16 protein-coding genes are annotated in these 16,442 nt (G+C 63.2%); 6 read left to right on the forward strand and 10 right to left on the reverse strand.

Annotated elements, in window-relative coordinates; all coding sequences use genetic code 11:
• Nucleotides 1-140: 140 nt before the first annotated feature.
• The 4 genes from AC5ZG1_RS00340 to AC5ZG1_RS00355 are packed head-to-tail and all read right to left on the reverse strand — an operon-like array spanning nucleotide 141 to nucleotide 3,920.
• Nucleotides 141-1,373: an acyl-CoA dehydrogenase family protein gene (locus tag AC5ZG1_RS00340; protein WP_496131673.1), complete on the reverse strand. Its 1,233-nt coding sequence runs from the start codon at nucleotides 1,371-1,373 to the stop codon at nucleotides 141-143.
• 31 nt (nucleotides 1,374-1,404) lie between these two features.
• Nucleotides 1,405-2,409 (reverse strand): NrtA/SsuA/CpmA family ABC transporter substrate-binding protein, encoded by a 1,005-nt coding sequence (locus tag AC5ZG1_RS00345; RefSeq protein ID WP_496131674.1) that lies wholly within the window; start codon nucleotides 2,407-2,409, stop codon nucleotides 1,405-1,407.
• Between the two features lie 24 nt (nucleotides 2,410-2,433).
• Nucleotides 2,434-3,153 carry an ABC transporter ATP-binding protein gene (locus AC5ZG1_RS00350; RefSeq protein ID WP_028162062.1) on the reverse strand — a complete coding sequence of 240 codons (720 nt, stop codon included), beginning with the start codon at nucleotides 3,151-3,153 and terminating at the stop codon, nucleotides 2,434-2,436.
• Complete coding sequence (locus AC5ZG1_RS00355; RefSeq protein ID WP_496131880.1) at nucleotides 3,150-3,920, reverse strand: ABC transporter permease subunit; 771 nt, start codon at nucleotides 3,918-3,920, stop codon at nucleotides 3,150-3,152. Before AC5ZG1_RS00355 ends, AC5ZG1_RS00350 begins: the two co-directional genes overlap by 4 nt.
• A 436-nt stretch (nucleotides 3,921-4,356) precedes the next feature.
• Here AC5ZG1_RS00355 and AC5ZG1_RS00360 point away from each other — a divergent pair, with 436 nt between their 5' ends.
• The 3 genes from AC5ZG1_RS00360 (at nucleotide 4,357) to AC5ZG1_RS00370 (ending at nucleotide 7,399) form a co-directional block, all read left to right on the forward strand.
• Nucleotides 4,357-5,451, forward strand: a complete 1,095-nt coding sequence (locus tag AC5ZG1_RS00360) for an LLM class flavin-dependent oxidoreductase (RefSeq protein WP_496131675.1) — start codon at nucleotides 4,357-4,359, stop codon at nucleotides 5,449-5,451.
• Nucleotides 5,452-5,622: 171 nt separating this feature from the next.
• Nucleotides 5,623-6,744 (forward strand): methionine ABC transporter ATP-binding protein, encoded by a 1,122-nt coding sequence (locus AC5ZG1_RS00365; RefSeq protein WP_496131676.1) that lies wholly within the window; start codon nucleotides 5,623-5,625, stop codon nucleotides 6,742-6,744.
• On the forward strand, nucleotides 6,734-7,399 hold the full coding sequence (locus tag AC5ZG1_RS00370; protein WP_496131677.1) for a methionine ABC transporter permease: 666 nt from the start codon (nucleotides 6,734-6,736) through the stop codon (nucleotides 7,397-7,399). Before AC5ZG1_RS00365 ends, AC5ZG1_RS00370 begins: the two co-directional genes overlap by 11 nt.
• Nucleotides 7,400-7,415: 16 nt before the next feature.
• Here the strand turns inward: AC5ZG1_RS00370 and AC5ZG1_RS00375 are convergent, their stop codons facing one another.
• Nucleotides 7,416-8,348: an aliphatic sulfonate ABC transporter substrate-binding protein gene (locus tag AC5ZG1_RS00375; protein ID WP_496131678.1), complete on the reverse strand. Its 933-nt coding sequence runs from the start codon at nucleotides 8,346-8,348 to the stop codon at nucleotides 7,416-7,418.
• Between the two features lie 432 nt (nucleotides 8,349-8,780).
• Here AC5ZG1_RS00375 and AC5ZG1_RS00380 point away from each other — a divergent pair, with 432 nt between their 5' ends.
• On the forward strand, nucleotides 8,781-9,557 hold the full coding sequence (locus AC5ZG1_RS00380; protein WP_496131679.1) for a MetQ/NlpA family ABC transporter substrate-binding protein: 777 nt from the start codon (nucleotides 8,781-8,783) through the stop codon (nucleotides 9,555-9,557).
• Nucleotides 9,558-9,696: 139 nt separating this feature from the next.
• On the opposite strand, the gene AC5ZG1_RS00385 is transcribed toward AC5ZG1_RS00380, so the two are convergent.
• Nucleotides 9,697-11,100, reverse strand: a complete 1,404-nt coding sequence (locus tag AC5ZG1_RS00385; RefSeq protein ID WP_496131680.1) for an LLM class flavin-dependent oxidoreductase — start codon at nucleotides 11,098-11,100, stop codon at nucleotides 9,697-9,699.
• A gap of 42 nt (nucleotides 11,101-11,142) precedes the next feature.
• Complete coding sequence (locus AC5ZG1_RS00390; RefSeq protein WP_496131681.1) at nucleotides 11,143-11,277, reverse strand: hypothetical protein; 135 nt, start codon at nucleotides 11,275-11,277, stop codon at nucleotides 11,143-11,145.
• A gap of 62 nt (nucleotides 11,278-11,339) precedes the next feature.
• On the opposite strand from AC5ZG1_RS00390, the gene AC5ZG1_RS00395 reads away from it, so the two are divergent.
• Entirely contained in the window at nucleotides 11,340-12,137 is a 798-nt protein-coding gene (locus tag AC5ZG1_RS00395) for a MetQ/NlpA family ABC transporter substrate-binding protein (RefSeq protein WP_496131682.1), read from the forward strand.
• A gap of 13 nt (nucleotides 12,138-12,150) precedes the next feature.
• Here the strand turns inward: AC5ZG1_RS00395 and AC5ZG1_RS00400 are convergent, their stop codons facing one another.
• Together AC5ZG1_RS00400 and AC5ZG1_RS00405 are read right to left on the reverse strand one after the other, a co-directional pair.
• Nucleotides 12,151-13,329, reverse strand: a complete 1,179-nt coding sequence (locus tag AC5ZG1_RS00400; protein WP_496131683.1) for a GGDEF domain-containing protein — start codon at nucleotides 13,327-13,329, stop codon at nucleotides 12,151-12,153.
• Between the two features lie 181 nt (nucleotides 13,330-13,510).
• Entirely contained in the window at nucleotides 13,511-14,320 is an 810-nt protein-coding gene (locus AC5ZG1_RS00405) for an outer membrane protein (protein WP_496131684.1), read from the reverse strand.
• Nucleotides 14,321-14,670: 350 nt separating this feature from the next.
• On the opposite strand from AC5ZG1_RS00405, the gene AC5ZG1_RS00410 reads away from it, so the two are divergent.
• Nucleotides 14,671-15,648 (forward strand): helix-turn-helix transcriptional regulator, encoded by a 978-nt coding sequence (locus AC5ZG1_RS00410; RefSeq protein WP_496131685.1) that lies wholly within the window; start codon nucleotides 14,671-14,673, stop codon nucleotides 15,646-15,648.
• A 350-nt stretch (nucleotides 15,649-15,998) separates the two neighbouring features.
• Here AC5ZG1_RS00410 and AC5ZG1_RS00415 read toward each other — a convergent pair whose 3' ends face one another.
• Entirely contained in the window at nucleotides 15,999-16,241 is a 243-nt protein-coding gene (locus AC5ZG1_RS00415; RefSeq protein WP_456641103.1) for a DUF1127 domain-containing protein, read from the reverse strand.
• Nucleotides 16,242-16,442 lie beyond the last annotated feature (201 nt).

Consider the following 16,442-nt stretch of genomic DNA (forward strand, 5'->3'; position numbering starts at 1 on the left):
AGACATTCAGCAAGCGGGGCGGACGTTAGCGCGGTTGGCCCGATTTATTTGTGATCGAGATCACACCTTCAGGTCAAAGTCGGAGCGCGTTCCGGCAGCGTCAGCACGGCAACCCGGGACGGGCTTTTCCGACGCATGCTCTAGAAGAAGCCCTTCGCCGGCAGCGGTGTGCCGCTGATCTCGTATTGTCCGATCGAGCGCGCCTTGAAGGTCGTTGGGTTGTGTGAGGACAGGGTCCGCGCATTGCGCCAGTGGCGGTCGAAGTTCGTGACCTTCTTGGTGGCGGAGGCGCCGCCGACGTCGAACAACAGGCTGCCGGCGCGGATCGCGAATTCGTCCGCCACGATCTTGGCCTTTGCCGACAGCAGCGCGGCCTTGTGCGCGGCCTCGACCGCGTTGGCGGCACCCGCGTCGAACGCATCGGTCGCGACGTCAAGCGCGTCGGCCGCAGCGAGCACGACGGTCTCCGCGGCGAACGCGCCGCTTGCGATCTGGCCGACGGTCTGCTGCAGCAGCGGATCGTCGGTCGGGATCTGGCTTGGCGCATAGTAGAAGGTCCGCTTGCGGGAGCGGACGAGGGCAGCGGCCTCGCGCAGGCTGCAGCGCGCGATGCCGGCGACGATCGCAGTCAGGAACAGTTGCGCGAACGTGTTCGAATAGGGCACGCCGTAGCCGATGTCAGGCGCATCGAACACGACCTCCTGCCGTTTGACCTTCACGTTGCGGAAATGGGTGGTACCGGTTGTCGTCAGCCGCTGACCGAGCCCGTCCCAATCGTCGATCAGCTCGACGCCTTCTCGCTTCACCGGGATGATCGTGGCGCCAGTCGCTCCGGACGGATCGGCGGCGCGCACCAGGACGTAGTCCGAATACAGCGTGCCGGCGCTGTAATATTTCGTGCCGTTCAGCAGGAAGTCACCGTTCGCATCGGGCGTCAGCGTCGTGTTGGGCGTGATGTCGCCGACCTTCGGGCTCTCCAGCTCCGTGGTCGCAAGTCCGATGATGGCGCCTCCCGCGACCGCCTTCTGCCATTCGCGGCTCTGCTCGTCCTTGGGCGTGCGCACCAGACGCTCGACCACGCTGAAGTGGTTGCGCAGAATATGCGCGACGTTGGCGTCGGCCTCGCCAAGGCGGATCACGACCTCGAACAATTCGCGGATCGTGCTGCCGGCACCGCCGGCCGCCGTTGGCAGCCGCAGCGCGCCGAGCCGCGCCTTGCGGATCAGGTCGATCTCCTGGAACGGAAGGACACGGTCGCGCTCGCGCTCGCTGGCGCCTTCGGCAATATGTTTCAGGAGCGCTTCAACATCTGGTGAGCGGGGATCGAGACGGTGCGACGATCCCAAGGAAAGTGCAGATACAGGCTTGTTCATCGTTTGACCTGGATGGAGTTGGAATGATCGTTCAGAGCTGCGCGAGGTGGTCGGTGATCTTGACCGGCTCAGGCAAGACCTTGCGCGCCACCAGCCAGTCGGCGGCCTTCTGCAAGTCGGCGAGAAATTTCTCGTCATTGACCGGAAAGTAGCGGTACTTCCGCTGCAGCGCGATGAACTGGTCACGCACCTGGTCGCTGTACTTGCCCGCCTTCTGCGCGATGTACTCCGCGTCCTTGCTGTTCTCGGAAATCCATTTGCCCTCGGCGCGGAAGGCGTCGTTGACAGCGCGGACCAGCGCCGGATTGTCGGTCGCGAATTTGCGGGTGGTCAGATAGGAGGTGTAGTCGATCTGGAAATCAAGGTCGCGCCCCTCCAGGAAGATATCGTGCGCCTTGTATTCGAGCCGCGCAATGTCGACGCCGGGGCTCCACATCGACCACGCATCGACCTTGCCGGAGGCCAGCGCCGGCGCCGCGTCGGGCGGATTGAGATAGACGAATTTCACCGCGGAGCGGTCGACCTTGTGCTTCTCCAAAGCCGCGACCAGAAGGAATTCGCCGAGCCCTGAACGGTTCACCGCAACCGATTTGCCGACGAGATCTTCGATCTTGTTGATGCCGGAATCGTCCTTGGCGATGATCGCGGTGGTGCGTGGCTCGTAAACGACGAATTGCGTGAATACCAGCGGCGAGCCGGCGATGATCGCGGCCAGCGCCGGCGTGGTGCTGCCGCCGAAGCTGAAGTCCGCGCTGCCGCCCGTCACCGCCTGCAGCGTCGGGGCATGGTTCGGGAACGGTCCCAGCCATTCGACCTTGATGCCGTCCTTTGCCAAGAGCTTGTCGAACTCGCCGCGCTCCTTTGCGATCAGGTTGAGGCCGCTGAGTCCCCAGGTCAGGCGGACCGTGTCGGTGGTGCGGCCGGTCGCCGACCGCGCGGTCTTGGGCAAGCCGAAGCCGCCAAGCACGCCAAGGCCCGCGGCGGCGGAGCCGAGAAAACGTCGGCGGGAGGGCTTTGCAGACGAGAAGTCAGACATGGATGAACGGTCCTTCCGAAGAGCTCAAGCTGTATGGTGAGACGCAACGACGCCAAGCTCTGCGAGCAGCTCGGATCGCGCAATGCGGCCAGCGCCATCCCTTTTGGTTCGATGCTCAAACGCGATCCGGCCCTCGCGCATCACGAGGATGCGGTCGGCGAGCGCAATCGCTTCGTCCACGTCATGTGTCACGAGCAGGACGCCCGGCCGATGGTTTGCCACCAGTTCGCGGACGAGATCGTGCATGCGGATACGGGTCAGCGCGTCGAGCGCGGCAAAGGGTTCATCGAGCAGCAATAGCTCCGGCTGCTGCACCAGGGCGCGCGCCAGCGCGACGCGCTGGGCCTGCCCGCCGGAAAGATTGCGCGGCCAGTCATCGAGCCGGTCGCCGAGGCCGACCTCGGCCAGCGCTGCTGCGGCGCGCTCGCGCGGATCCTTCACCTGAAGCCCGAGCGACACGTTGCGCCAAAGACTGTCCCACGGCAGCAGGCGGTGCTCCTGGAACACGACAGCCGGCCGTCGCGGCGCCACGATGCGGCCGCCGTCGATTGGGTCGAGCCCGGCCAGCGCGCGCAGCAGCGTGGTCTTGCCGCAACCGCTTTCGCCGAGCAGCGCGACGAACTCGCCGCGCTCGATGCGCAGATTGAGGTTATCGATCACCACGCGCTTGCCATAGGCGCGGCGCAGGTTGGTCACCACCACCGCGGGCGAGGCAACGGAGGAGGGCACGACATGAAGGGTCATCGCGCGCCTCCATAGTTCGGGTGCCAGGCGAGCAAGCGCCGCTCGAGCAAGCGCGCGATCGCGTCCGCAGCGACGCCGATCAGCGCATAGATCACGATCGTCAGTACGATCACGTCCGTGCGCAGGAATTCGCGGGCATCCATCGCGAGGAAGCCGATGCCGGACTGCGCGCCGATGGTCTCGGCCACCACCAAGGCGAGCCATGCGGTCGCGAGTGCATAGCGCACGCCGGTCAGGATCGAAGGCAGGGCGCCCGGCAGGATGATCCGCCGGATCAATTCAAGCGTGCCAAGACCCTGGATGCGTCCGAGTTCGATCAGTTTCGGATCCACCTGGCGAATTCCCAATGTCGTGTTGATGTAGATCGGGAAGGTGACGCCAAGCGCGACCAGGAAGATCTTCTCGGCCTCTCCAACGCCGAGCCAGACGATCACGAGCGGCAGCGCCGCCAGGAACGGGATCGCGCGGATCATCTGTACGCTGCGGTCGATTGCGGCCTCCGCGATGCGCGAGAAGCCGACCAGCGTGCCAAGCGCAAAGCCGATGGCGCCGCCGATCGCAAAGCCGGCCACAGCACGCAGCAGGCTGATGCCGAGATCGTTGAGCAGGCTTCCGGTGGTCACAAGCTTGAACGCCGTCCTGACGACCTTGCTTGGTGCCGGCAACACGTGCGGCGACAGCCATCCGGCCTGCGCCAGCACTTCCCAAACGACGAGCAGCGTCACCGGTGCGAGCCAGGAGAGCAGTTGCAGTCCGCGGCGGCTCAGCTCGAATGGTTTCCGCGGGGATGCAGCCGCGCCGTCCTTGCTCTCGGTCCCATCAAATTCGGCCGGGGAAACGGTTTGTTCCAGGTTGCTCAAGACAACGTCGTCCTCGCTTCATCGTGTTGCATGATGCGCGCGCCGATGAAGCGACATCAGGATGCCACGCGCGAGGCACATCGGAGCACCCACCCAACTGCGGCGCTCCGCCGCGTGAGTGCACGCCCTTCCATACGTCGCAAAATGTCCCACGAATTTAGCCGGACAGAAATAGAGCGGTTTTCCAATTGTCTGGTGCCGGAGAGTTTTCTGGTTTCTTTGCGCGCGCAAGACGGCAAAGAATATCTTTCACCGCGGCTGCGCTTGATCTCGCTTCGCGCTTTGGCGAAAACAGCCGCGCTTCCGCCACGGCATGATGCGCGCAATTCGAGAGAAATCACAAATGACGGCACGACCGCTTCGTTTCGGCATCTGGGCATTGGTTCATGGACCGCGTGCCGCGCATCACGATCCGGAGGAGCCGTATGATGCGTCGTGGGAACGCAACCGCGATCTGGTGCTGGCAGCGGAGCGGCTCGGCTATGACTCCACGCTGGTCGCGCAGCACACCATCAATCCGCATCAAGAGGATCTCGATCAGCTGGAGGCGTGGAGCGCGGCGGCGGCGCTTGCGGCACTGACGAGCCGGATCGAGATCATCGCCGCGATCAAGCCGTATCTCTATCATCCGGTGGTGCTGGCGAAGATGGCGCTCGGCATCGAGAACATCAGCCGCGGCCGCTTCGCGATCAATCTCGTCAATGCCTGGAATAAGCCCGAGCTCGAAAAGGCGGGCATCGGCTTTGCCGAGCATGACGCGCGCTATGCCTATGGCCGCGAATGGATCAGTGTGGTGTCGCGCCTGATGCAGGGCGAACACCTGACCTACAAGGGCGAGCATTTCGACGTGCGCGACTATGCGCTCCGGCCCGCCGACCTCTACCGGCAACGGCCGCTGATCTATGTCGGCGGCGAATCCGAGCCGGCGCGGGCGCTGGTCGCCGATCACGGCGACGTCTGGTTCATCAACGGCCAGCCGCTGGCGGATGTCGCGGCGCTGATTGCCGATGTCGCGGCGCGCCCGCGGCTCTCGGCGCCCTTGCGCTTCGGCCTTTCGGCGTTCGTGGTCGCGCGGCAGACCAACGACGAGGCGCAGGCGGCGTACCGGCGGCTCCTGGACCTCGCCGCCAAGGATGCGCCGCTGCGGGCGATCCAGAAGCAGAACACCGATCCGAAGGTCGTGATGATGCAGACGATGCAGAAGTCCGCGCGGGTCGGCAGCAATGGCGGCACGGCGGCCGGCCTTGTCGGCAGCTATGACGAGGTGGCGTCGCGCATCCTTGCATTCCACACAGCAGGCATCGAGCTGTTCATGCTGCAGTTCCAGCCGTTCGAGGCCGAGATGGAGCGTTTTGCCAGGGAGGTCATCCCGCGCGTGCGGCAGGCGCAGTCCGCGGCGGCGGCCGACGGAACTGCATTGTTGGCAGGTTCACGCTAGCGATCGGTCGGTGCCCAAAAAACCAGCACACAGTCTGGCGGAAGGAATTTCTCTTGCCAAGGCGAGCGACGAAAGCTTGGCCTACGTCTCCGCCGATATCTGGAATTGCCAGCGGCCCCTGCTCGCGTAATTTTGCAGTGCAACGCGCAGCCGAAAGACCGGATTTCAGCAATGAATGTGCATCAATCTCTCGCGGCCTCACGACCGCCGGAGGCATTTCCGCCCGTCGCCCCCGATGTCGTCTCCAAGGAGGCGATGGTGCGGTTCGAGGCCGTCTCGAAAACCTACCCCGCCTATCGCGGTAAGCCGAGCGTCACGGCGCTGCAGGACATCGACTTCGCAATTCCGCGCGGCGCGATCACCGGCGTGATCGGCCGCTCCGGCGCCGGCAAGTCGAGCCTAGTCCGGCTGATCAACGGGCTGGAGAAACCGACGACCGGCCGCGTCATCGTCGATGGCAGCGACATCTCGGCGCTTTCCGGTCGCGAGCTGCGGCTGGCCCAACGCTCGATCGGCATGATCTTCCAGCATTTCAACCTGCTGTCGTCGCGGACGGCGGCGGACAATATCGCCTTGCCGCTTGAAATCGCCGGCTGGTCGAAAGCCGAAATCGCCGCGCGCGTCACCGAGCTGCTCGACCTCGTCGATATCGCCGACAAGCGCAATCGCTATCCGTCGGAGCTATCCGGCGGCCAGAAGCAGCGCATCGGCATCGCGCGTGCACTGGCGACCCGGCCGAACGTGCTGTTGTCGGACGAGGCAACCTCGGCCCTCGATCCGCAGACGACGCGCTCGATTCTCGACCTGCTCGCCAATATCAACCGTGAGCTCGGCGTGACCATCATCCTGATCACCCACGAGATGTCGGTCGTACGACAGCTCGCCAAGGAGGTGATCGTGCTCGATGCCGGGCACATCGTCGAGCGCGGTCATGTCGCCGACATCTTCACCCATCCGCAACATGCGATTACCCAGAGCTTTCTCTCCGAGGTCCTCGGCGACGCGGTTCCGGTTTCCTTGTCGAGCCGGCTGCAGCAGCAACCGACGCCAGGTGGCCAGGCCGTGATCCGCGTGCTCGTCCGCGGCGATGGCGGCGACCGGCTGGTGGCGCGCCTGTCGCGCGAGCTCGCGATCGACGCGGCGCTGTTGTCGGCGCGGATTGACGAGATCGGTGGCCAGCAGGTCGGGTCATTGACGCTTGGCGTGCCCGGCGATGAGGCCGTGGTTGCGCGCGTGCTGTCTTTCCTTGTCCAACATCGGTTTTCCGCGGAGCGCCTCGGCTATGTCGCCTGAACTCATCAATCTCATCATCCAGGCGACCGGCGAAAGCCTGTTCATGGTCGCGGTCTCCGCCTCGCTCGGCACGTTCTTCGGCCTGTCGATCGGCGTGTTCCTCGCGACCAGCCGCAAGGGCGAATTGTTTGCCGCGCCGGCTGCGAATGCGATCCTTGGCGTCATCGTCAACGCGACGCGTTCCACGCCCTTCATCATCCTGGTCGTCGCGATCATCCCGTTCACGCGCCTTGTCGCAGGAACCTCGATCGGCTCGGGAGCGGCGATCGTGCCGCTCACCATCGCCTCGACGCCGTTCATCGCGCGCCTTGTCGAGGGCGCGATCCGCGAGGTCGATGCCGGTCTGATCGAAACCGCGTCGTCGTTCGGCGCCACCCCGCTGCAGGTCGTGCTCAAGGTCCTGATCCCCGAGGCGCTGCCGGGGCTCGTGCTGTCGCTGACGCTCGCGGTGGTCAGCCTGCTCGGCTATTCGGCGATGGTCGGCGCAGTCGGCGGCGGCGGGCTGGGCGATCTCGGCATCCGCTACGGCTATCAGCGCTTCATGCCGGGCATGATGCTGGCCGTGGTGGTGGTCCTGATCGCGCTGGTGCAGACAGTGCAGACCGCCGGCGACTATCTGGCGCGCCGGGTCAACCGCCGGCTGCGCCATCGTTGAGCCCTCGCGGGCGCCGTCAGGATCCTTTCGGCGCCCAGATCTTGACGTCGGTGGTATTGACCTTCTTCGGGATCAAGCCTTCGGCGACGAACGCATCGGCGATGCGCTGCTGCTCCGACAGGCCGGGGACGGTGACTGCGCCGACGTTATAGGAGCGGTGGCTGTTGGCTTCTTCCACTGCCGCGGCGTCGATGCCCCAGAGGCCGGCGAGAATGGTCGCGGCATCCTTGGGGTTGGCCTTCACCCACTTCCCGGTCTCGGCAAGCTTGTTGAAGATCACGTTGAGCGCGTCGCCGCGGCGATCGGCAAAGGCAGCCGAGGCGACATAGTAACGCTTATAGCTTGCGAGCCCGTTGCTGCCGTCGGAAAGGGTCCGCGCGCCGGACTGGCGGCTGGCGCTGGTGAGGAAGGGATCCCAGGCCACCCAGGCATCGACATTGTTGCTGACGAAGGCGGCGCGGCCGTCGGCCGGCGTCAGGTAGGCGGGCGTGATGTCCTTGAAGGTGAGGCCGGACTTGGCGAGCGCTGCAAGCAACAGGAAATGGCTGCCGGCGCCTTTTGTCACCGCGACCTTCTTGCCCTTGAGATCGGCCACAGATTTCACGGCCGAGTCCTTCGGCACCAAAATCGCCTGCGCCGACGGCGATGCGGCTTCCTCGGCGACATAGGCGAGCTTGGCGCCGGCGGCCTGCGCAAAGATCGGCACGGTGTCTGCGACGTCGGCGCCGAAATCGACGCTGCCGACATTGATGGCCTCGAGCAGTGGCAATCCGCTGGTGAATTCGTGCCACGACACGGTGATCCCAAGCGGCGCGAGCGCCTTCTCCAATTCACCATTGGTCTTGAGGATCGCGGTGAGCGTCGAGGATTTCTGGTAGCCGATCCGGATTTCCTCCGAGATCGCAGGCCGCGCCAGCGAGATCATCGCCAGCACGCCAAGCGCGCTCATGGCGAGCCGGCGCGTGATGGGTTTGATCCGGGAGGCGGCTGGAACTTGCGAACGCGGGCGAGGCGAGAACAACATATCTGTGGCTTCCAAAATAATGCAGATGAATTCCGGAACCTCATTTGCGATCAATCGCGTGCCGGTGGCAATTCCGGAGAAGTCGTCCGATGTGGGGCAAAATTCTCCGCGGACGACAATTAAGAGAATTACGTTTCGCGTGACATGCTGTCACCGTGCTGCATCATCCGTTCGTACGGAGGACCGATCGGCTGCGGAGAACAGAAGCATCGCGCTGCACCATGTAGAGCAAATGTTTTGTTCCCCACGCTGAATGATCGCAGCCGTTTCGTCGTTTTGTCGCGCAGGCGGTTGAAGCCACCAATGATCGGCGCTAGTGCCAGCCGAGTTACGTTTGTGTGATCTTTGGAGAGCTTTATGCGAATCTTTACCGCGATCGTTGCGGCAGCCGCATTGTTTGCCGGCGCCGCACGGGCCGAAACCATCCGGGTAGGCGTCACTGCCGGGCCCCACGCCGAAATCATCGAGGTGGTGAAGAAAGTGGCCGCCGAACGCGGCCTCGACATCAAGGTCGTCGAATTCACCGACTACGTCATTCCCAATCAGGCGCTGGCGCTGAAGGATCTGGAAGCGAACTCGTTCCAGCATGAGCCTTATCTGAAGAACCAGATCTCCAAGACCGGCTGGAAGATCGTGAAGGTCGCCAATACCATCGCTTCGCCGCAGGGCGTCTACTCGCTGAAATACAAGAAGCTGTCGGATCTGCCGGAGGGCGCGCGGGTGGCGATCGCCAACGATCCCTCGAACGGCGCGCGTGGACTGATGATCCTTGCCCTTCACGGCGTGATCAAGCTGAAGGACCCGAACAACGTCGCCTCGACGATTGCCGACATCACCGACAATCCGAAGAAATTGCGTTTCGTCGAGCTCGACGCGGCGCAGCTCCCGCGCTCGCTGCAGGACGTCGACCTCGTCTCGATCAACAACAATTACGCGGTGCAGGCCGGCCTCAATCCCGCGACCGATGCGATTGCGCATGAGTCGAAAGATGGCCCGTGGGTCAACATCATCGCTGTACGCGAGGAAGATAAGGACAAGCCCTGGGTCAAGCAACTCGTCGACGCCTATCACTCGCAACAGGTGAAGGAGTTCCTCGATAAGCGCTTCAAGGGCACCTATATCGCCACGTGGTGATAGACCTGACGTAGGGTGGGCAAAGCGAAGCGTGCCCACCATTGCGAGCGGAGTGCTTGATGGTGGGCACGGCGCAAAGAGCGCCTTTGCCCACCCTACGCGGCGTTTGTTCGCTTCGCGCTGCCGAACGGCTAATACACTATTCGGCGGCGTTGGATCGAACGGCATCGGTCGCCAGGCGGCGAAATCCCGCGCCCGGATGCGTCGCATGCAGGCGCGGTCCGCGTCCCGGAAACAGCTTCTCCCGTAAGGTGCCGTCGCGATAGGCGGTCTTGTAGACGCCGCGGGATTGCAGTTCGGGCACCACCAGATCGACGAACGCGTTCAGCGATTCCGGCACGACAAGACGGAACAGGTTGAATCCGTCCACGTCGGTCTCTTCCGCCCAGGCGATCAGTTCGTCGGCCACGTCCTGCGGCGAGCCGACCACGAAGGGTGAGCGTGCGCCGAGGTGGCTCAAGCTGGCAAGGTCGCCGATCTTCACCGGCCGCTCGCTGCGCAGCGTAAAATTCTCGACCATCGACTGGATCGCATTGCTCTCGACATATTGCACGGCCTCTTCGGGACGGTAGGTCGAGAAGTCGATGCCGGTCCATCCCGAGAGCAGCGCGAGTTGCCCGGCTTGGTCGACATGGCGGGCATAGTCCGCGAGTAGATCGTTGGCTTCGGCGCGAGTCGGCGCGACGATAACGGTGGCGCCGGCGAACAGCCTGATGTCATAGGGATCGCGCCCGAACTCCTTGGCGGCCTCCCTGATCTCGCGGACGGCGCGGGCGAGGATCGGCCTGGTCTGGCCGTTGAGGAAGATCGCTTCCGCATGCCTCGCGGCGAAGGCGCGGCCGCGCCGTGACGTTCCCGCCTGATACAACAATGGCGTGCGCTGCGGCGACGGTTCGGCGAGATGGATGCCGTCGACGCGATAATGCGAGCCTTCGTGCCTGACACGATGGACTTTCGCCGGATCGGTAAACACGCGCGTTTCGCGGTCGCGGCGGACCGCGTCATCCTCCCAACTGCCTTCCCAGAGCTTGTAGACGGCGGCGAGAAAATCCTCCGCCGCGTCGTAGCGTTCGTCATGGGCGCGGGCGGTGGGCAGGCCCATCCCGCGAGCGCCACTGTCGAGATAGCCGGTCACGATGTTCCAGCCGATCCGTCCTTTGGTGAGATGATCGAGTGTCGAGAAGCGGCGCGCGAATTGATAGGGATGCTCGAACGTCAGGTTCGACGTGATGCCGAAGCCGATATGCTCGGTGACCAGCGCCATTGCGGAGACCAGTAGCGTCGGCTCGGCGTTGGGCAACTGGACGGCGTGGCTGATCGCCGTATCCGGATTGCCGCCATAGACATCGTAGACGCCAAAGACATCGGCAAGGAAGATGCCGTCAAGCAGGCCGCGCTCCGCGGTCCTGGCATAGTCGGTCCAATAATGAAGCGTGTTGTAGTCGATCGACGCATCGCGCGGATGCGACCACAGGCCGGCCCAATTGTGGCTCGGCGCGGTCATGTTGAACGCGTTGAAGCGAAGTTCTCGCGGTCTCGTCATCAGCCGTTCTCCGGCAAAGGTTTTGTGTTTCGCGAAAACGTATCACGCAAGCCGGACGACGTTGTTTTCAATTTGCCGCACCGGATGAAAGATTACCGCCGCCCCAGGGCAAAGCGGCAGCACGCGCATCGCTATTTTCTCCGATCTCTCGACAGAGCAGAGATCGGCAAGCATCATTCGTCAACGGCGCTCGTGAGGCCGCCTCATACGATCCTTCGAGAAGGGATGGACCTGACAAGATGAAGACGTTCATGCGTATGGCGCAGGCCGCCGGCCTGTTGCTTGCCCTCACCACAGCCGCGGTTGCCGACGAGCCGCTGAAGATCGCGACCAGTGCCGGCCCGGTCGGGCAGTTGGCTGGCTATGCGGCCAAGCTCGCCAAGGAGAAGGGGCAGGACGTCAGGATTGTCGAGCTCAGCGACTGGGTGGCGCTGAACGAAGTGGTCAACAGCGGCGATGTCGATGCGAACCTGTTCCAGCACGGGACTTACCTGGCGCTGCAGAACAAGCAGCGCGGCTTCAATCTCGTTCAGGTCGACAAGGTGGGCGTGATCGCGCCGGTCGGATTGTTCTCGAAGACGATCAAGAGCCTCGACGAGATCAAGTCCGGCGACAGTGTGGCGATTCCGAACGAGCCCTTGAACGGGGCGCGCGGATTGATCCTGCTCGAACGCGCCGGCCTGATCAAGCTGACGCCGGGCAAGGGTTTTTCGGTGAGCAAGTTCGACATCATCGAAAATCCCAAGAATTTGAAGATCGTCGAACTCGATCCCGCGCAGACCTACCGTTCGCTTGACGACGTCACGCTGGCGCTCGTCAACGTCACCTATCTGATCCCGGCCGGCGGCGATCCGAAATCGGCGCTGATCATCGACCGAACCATCGATGACGGCCTGGTGCTGCGCTTCACCGCCCGTGCCGACAAAAAGGACGATCCGCGCCTGAAGGCGTTCATCCAGGTCTTCAATTCGCCGCAGGTGAAGCAGTTCATCGAGGAGAAGCTGCCGGCCTTCATCCCGGCGGGGTTCGACGGCTAGGCTCCAGGCAAAGTCAGGACGAGCTGCGGACGATCGGCGCAGCGTCGCGATCGGTCGGCGTCACCGGGTGCAGGATGCTGGTCCGATTGCGTCCCGCCTTCTTCGCCGCGTACAGGGCGGAATCGGCCGCCGACATCAGCCGATCCAAGACGATGTCTCGAGCGTCGGCGATCGATATCCCGGCGCTCGCGGTGGCCATGATTTGAATGTTGTCATGAAGGATCGGCGCATCGCTGAACGTGGCGCGAACTCGATCGACGACGAGCCTTGCATCGTTGATCGTGGTGTTCGGCAGCAGCAGCGCGAACTCTTCCCCGCCGATCCTGCCGAAGACGTCGCCCTGGCGGATCGCCCGCGCGGCACGCCTGGCGAACTCGGCGATGACCTCGTCTCCGGCAGGATGGCCATGCTTGTCGTTGATGGCCTTGAAGTAGTCGATGTCAAAGAGGGCAATCGCGATCTCGCACGACTTGCCGGATAGTTTGGCAAGCCGGGCTGCGCAGGTCTCGAAGAAGCCGCGTCGATTGAGGACGCCAGTCAACTGATCGTTCATCGCGAGATCGCGGAGCCGGCGCTCGGAACGCTCGCCGATCATCAGAATGCCGAGGACGACGATCGCCACCATCGCGACGGCGGATTGGAACGGCGCAAAGGTGAGCCACCCCCGGAGCGGGCCCGCGCCGATTTCGTCGCGCATGACGAAGATGGCAATGGCCTGGCTGTAACTGACGACCGTCTCAAACAGGCAGATCAGCGCGATGCAGAGCCGCGGCGAAAGTTCCCGGGACGATGAACGCCAGAGATCGAGGCCGATCAGCAGGGTCATCGTGCCGATCGCGAGATTGTAATCGATCTGGCGAAGCGCGTAGCTCGGATACGCGAACGGCAGGCCCACTGCCCAGATCAGCGGCGGCAGCAAGGCCAATACAGGTAGCGGTCGTTGGTCGAAAACACGCACACCGCACCAGAGCGCGCCCGCGCCAAACAGGGCGAAAAAGCCGGGAACGCCGAAGGCCGAGAGCTGGGGCAGCGTCTGGCGCTGTGCGGCAAGGATGACGCCAAGAAAGGACAGCAGGAACCCGAGGATCCACCAGGAATAGGACTTAGTGGAGCGATCCCGCACCCATGTGATCACAACGATCAAGCAGCCAATCGCGCATGCGGCCTCGGCCAACAGCCCGACGGTGAACATATCGAACAAGGACCACAACTCCGGACCTTTCCCCAGCACGACCAGCTATCCGCCCGACCTTAAAGTAACGAGAGCGAATTCACTACAATTCGATCGATTCGGTGGCGGTTGAGCAGAGCCGGAAACGGCGAGGGCTGCGGCGATGCCGCAGCCCTCAGGTCATTGAAGATCGTGGATTCGCTCAGAACCTGTAATTGACGCCGGCCTTGACCGTGTGAAGCTTGGTGCTGACGTCCATGCTGGCGCTCGAGAAGAAGCCGTTGGCGACGTCATCGACCGCGCTGTTGAACACGGTGTGGCTGCCAAGGTCGACGTAGAGATATTCGGTCTTGAAGGACCAGTTCGGCGCGAGGGCGTATTCGAGACCGGCGCCCGCGGTCCAGCCCCATTGCGTGTCGCTCGCCGAGATCACGGCCGGCAGCGGACCGACAAGTCCATTGGCGTTGAAGCTGGCGTGCGATTTGACCTTGCCGTAAGCCGCGCCGCCGGTCGCGTAGAGAAGGACCCTGTCCCAGGTGTAGCCGAGGCGACCGCGAACGGTGCCGAACCATTCGATCTCGGATCCGATGTCGAAGCTTGCGTTGCCGACAACGCCCGGAGCGGTGAAGAGCGCGGCGCCCGCGAGCTTGCCCTCGATACCCGACCATTCGAAATCGGCTTCGATGCCGGCGACCACATTGTTGGCGAACTGATAATTGTAGCCGATCTGGCCACCGCCGAAGAAACCGCTCGAGTTCAGGTTGAGATTGCCGGCGATGCTCGATTCGAGCGCAGGCGCTTCCGCCTGAAGCTGCCGCTGGAATGCCTGGAACGGATAGTTGAACTTGTCGCCGCCAAAGCCGACATTGGCGCCGATATAGAAGCCGGTCCAGGAGAACACTGGGACGGCCGCGATGGGCGGCGCCTTGACCGGATAGGACAGATCGGCGGCAAAGGTCGGGCCCGCCGCCAGGCCAAAACCAAAGACAGTGCCGAGTAGAAACGTCTTCATTACCACGCCCCTAAATTTCCCTGGAGAAAGGGTTTTCCAATGCATCGCCGTCATGGAACGGCGACATGTGAAGGCTGGGCGAGCGCGTCGCGACCTCGCAGGGGGGAGCTCGACGCAGTTCCTCGCAGCAGCCGTGTCGCAACATGGCAGGGGTTGCACCGATGGTCTTGTTCTCGCCCGCACCGGATTTTAGCCCGAGCGCGCTCCCGCTAAACCGTTCGTCCCTGTGGCCGTTGCGCAACAACCCGAAGCGGCATGCGCGCGATTCAGGGCGCGCTGCGGCAGAGTTACTCATGGCCCGCGTCGATTAGCCCCGGTAGCATGCGTGTGTAAGTGCAATTTCAAGAACAATGCATCAATCAAGCTTCCACTCCGACAATCTCGATCCGCCGCTCGAAGACGATCGAAGGTTTTCCCTCTGGTACGAGAAAGTGGAGGCGCTCACCTGTTGCGTCGACATCACGAGGTTCGAGGACCGACCGTTTTCCGGCTTTCTTCGCTGGTCCGGCTTTCAGGACATTCACGTCACACGATTCGGCGGCACCTTCGGCAGGGTCAGGCGATCGAGAAGCGCGATTTCTCGCGGCCCCGATGACGACTTCTGCCTCGTCTTCCACCGCGGTACGGGCACGCTGCGAGTAGATCAGTCACACCGCGAAGCGAATCTCCCTTCCGGCGGCGTATTTCTCGGGACAAATGGCGTGCCGACCGACATGGCGTCCGATACGCCCTTTGCCTGGACGACGTTGACGGTCAGCCGGGATCAGCTGACCGCGCTGGTCAGCCAGGCAGACGACCTGTTGGCGCGGCCGCTCGATCCGCAGCGGCCGGCCGTTGCGCACTTGCGGCGCTATATCGAAAGCGTCGTGAAGCTGTCGCGTGCGCCCCACGATCCGCAGCTCGACGGGCATATTCGCACCACCCTTCTCGACCTGACCGCGCTGGTGCTCGGCGCGCGCGGTGATGCCGCGCAGATCGCCACGACGCGTGGCCTGCGGGCATCGCGCATTCACGACATTATTGCCGAGATCGATCGAAGCTTCATGAGTGCCGGTTTCTCAGCAGCGAACGTTGCCCGCCATCTCGGTCTCTCGACCAGATATGTGCAGGATCTCTTGCACGAGACGGGCCAGAGCTTCACGGAGCGTCTGCTGGAGCGTCGCCTGCAGCAGGCGCGGCAGATGCTTACGAGCGAGCAGGGAGATCGTCTCAAGATCAGCGAGATCGCGCTCGCATGCGGCTTCGGCGAGGTCTCCTACTTCAACCAGCGGTTCCGCCGCCGTTTCGGAGTCACGCCGACAGAGTGCCGGCGCGATTCGTCTCGCTGAAGCTCTCACGCGATTCGTCGGGCCTCCAATTTGCGACCCGATGCATCAGAGTTCTCAGGGCAACGCGCCCGCAAGAGCGCGATATCGGCCGCCGAGAGTCCGAAGTTCAAGAGTTTCTCGTCACAGATATTGCCAAGCCATGCGCGTATACGTTGCTTCGCCGGATCACCCTGGGCTCGAACCAACCTTCTGACCAGGCCCGAGGTCGCAGCCGATGTCTGCAACAGAGTTTCGTGCTTCATGATGCTGTCCTATCGAAATGCAAACCGTGTCGGCGCGCGAATTCAACGGGCGCGCGGTGCGCGCCGTTGATCATCAGCGATCGAGGTCCTTGCGCGCTGTGTAACCGGCTAGGTTTCGCGCCTGCGGATGGATGCAATATCGTAGCGGGATAATCCGACGTCGCGCAGCATTCGGTCGTCGAGATCCCGCAGCTCTGCCATGGCCTGGCGTATCGCCAGTTCTTCCCTCATCTTCGACAGCAGGAACGTCACCATCGCGCTGATCGAGACATACCATCGCGGAGCGTTCGGCGCCTGTTGGATCTGTTTCGGATATGGGCGGGTGTAGAACAGTTGGTCGATGTGCGACATCGATATCTCCCTGCAAATATCAGTCGCCGAGACTCTGGCGCGGCCATGTTTCCGGAACATTCCGACGCGGGAAAATACGGCTACGGCCGTAACGCGGGGCCGCGGCGGCCTTCCTGGCGATAACGCATAACAGAGCTCACGCCACCTCGCCCTCGATGCAGCCAGCACCATTGGTAAAAAAAATACGCTGACATCGCGCCG

It is taken from the genome of Bradyrhizobium sp. Leo78 (assembly GCF_059512425.1).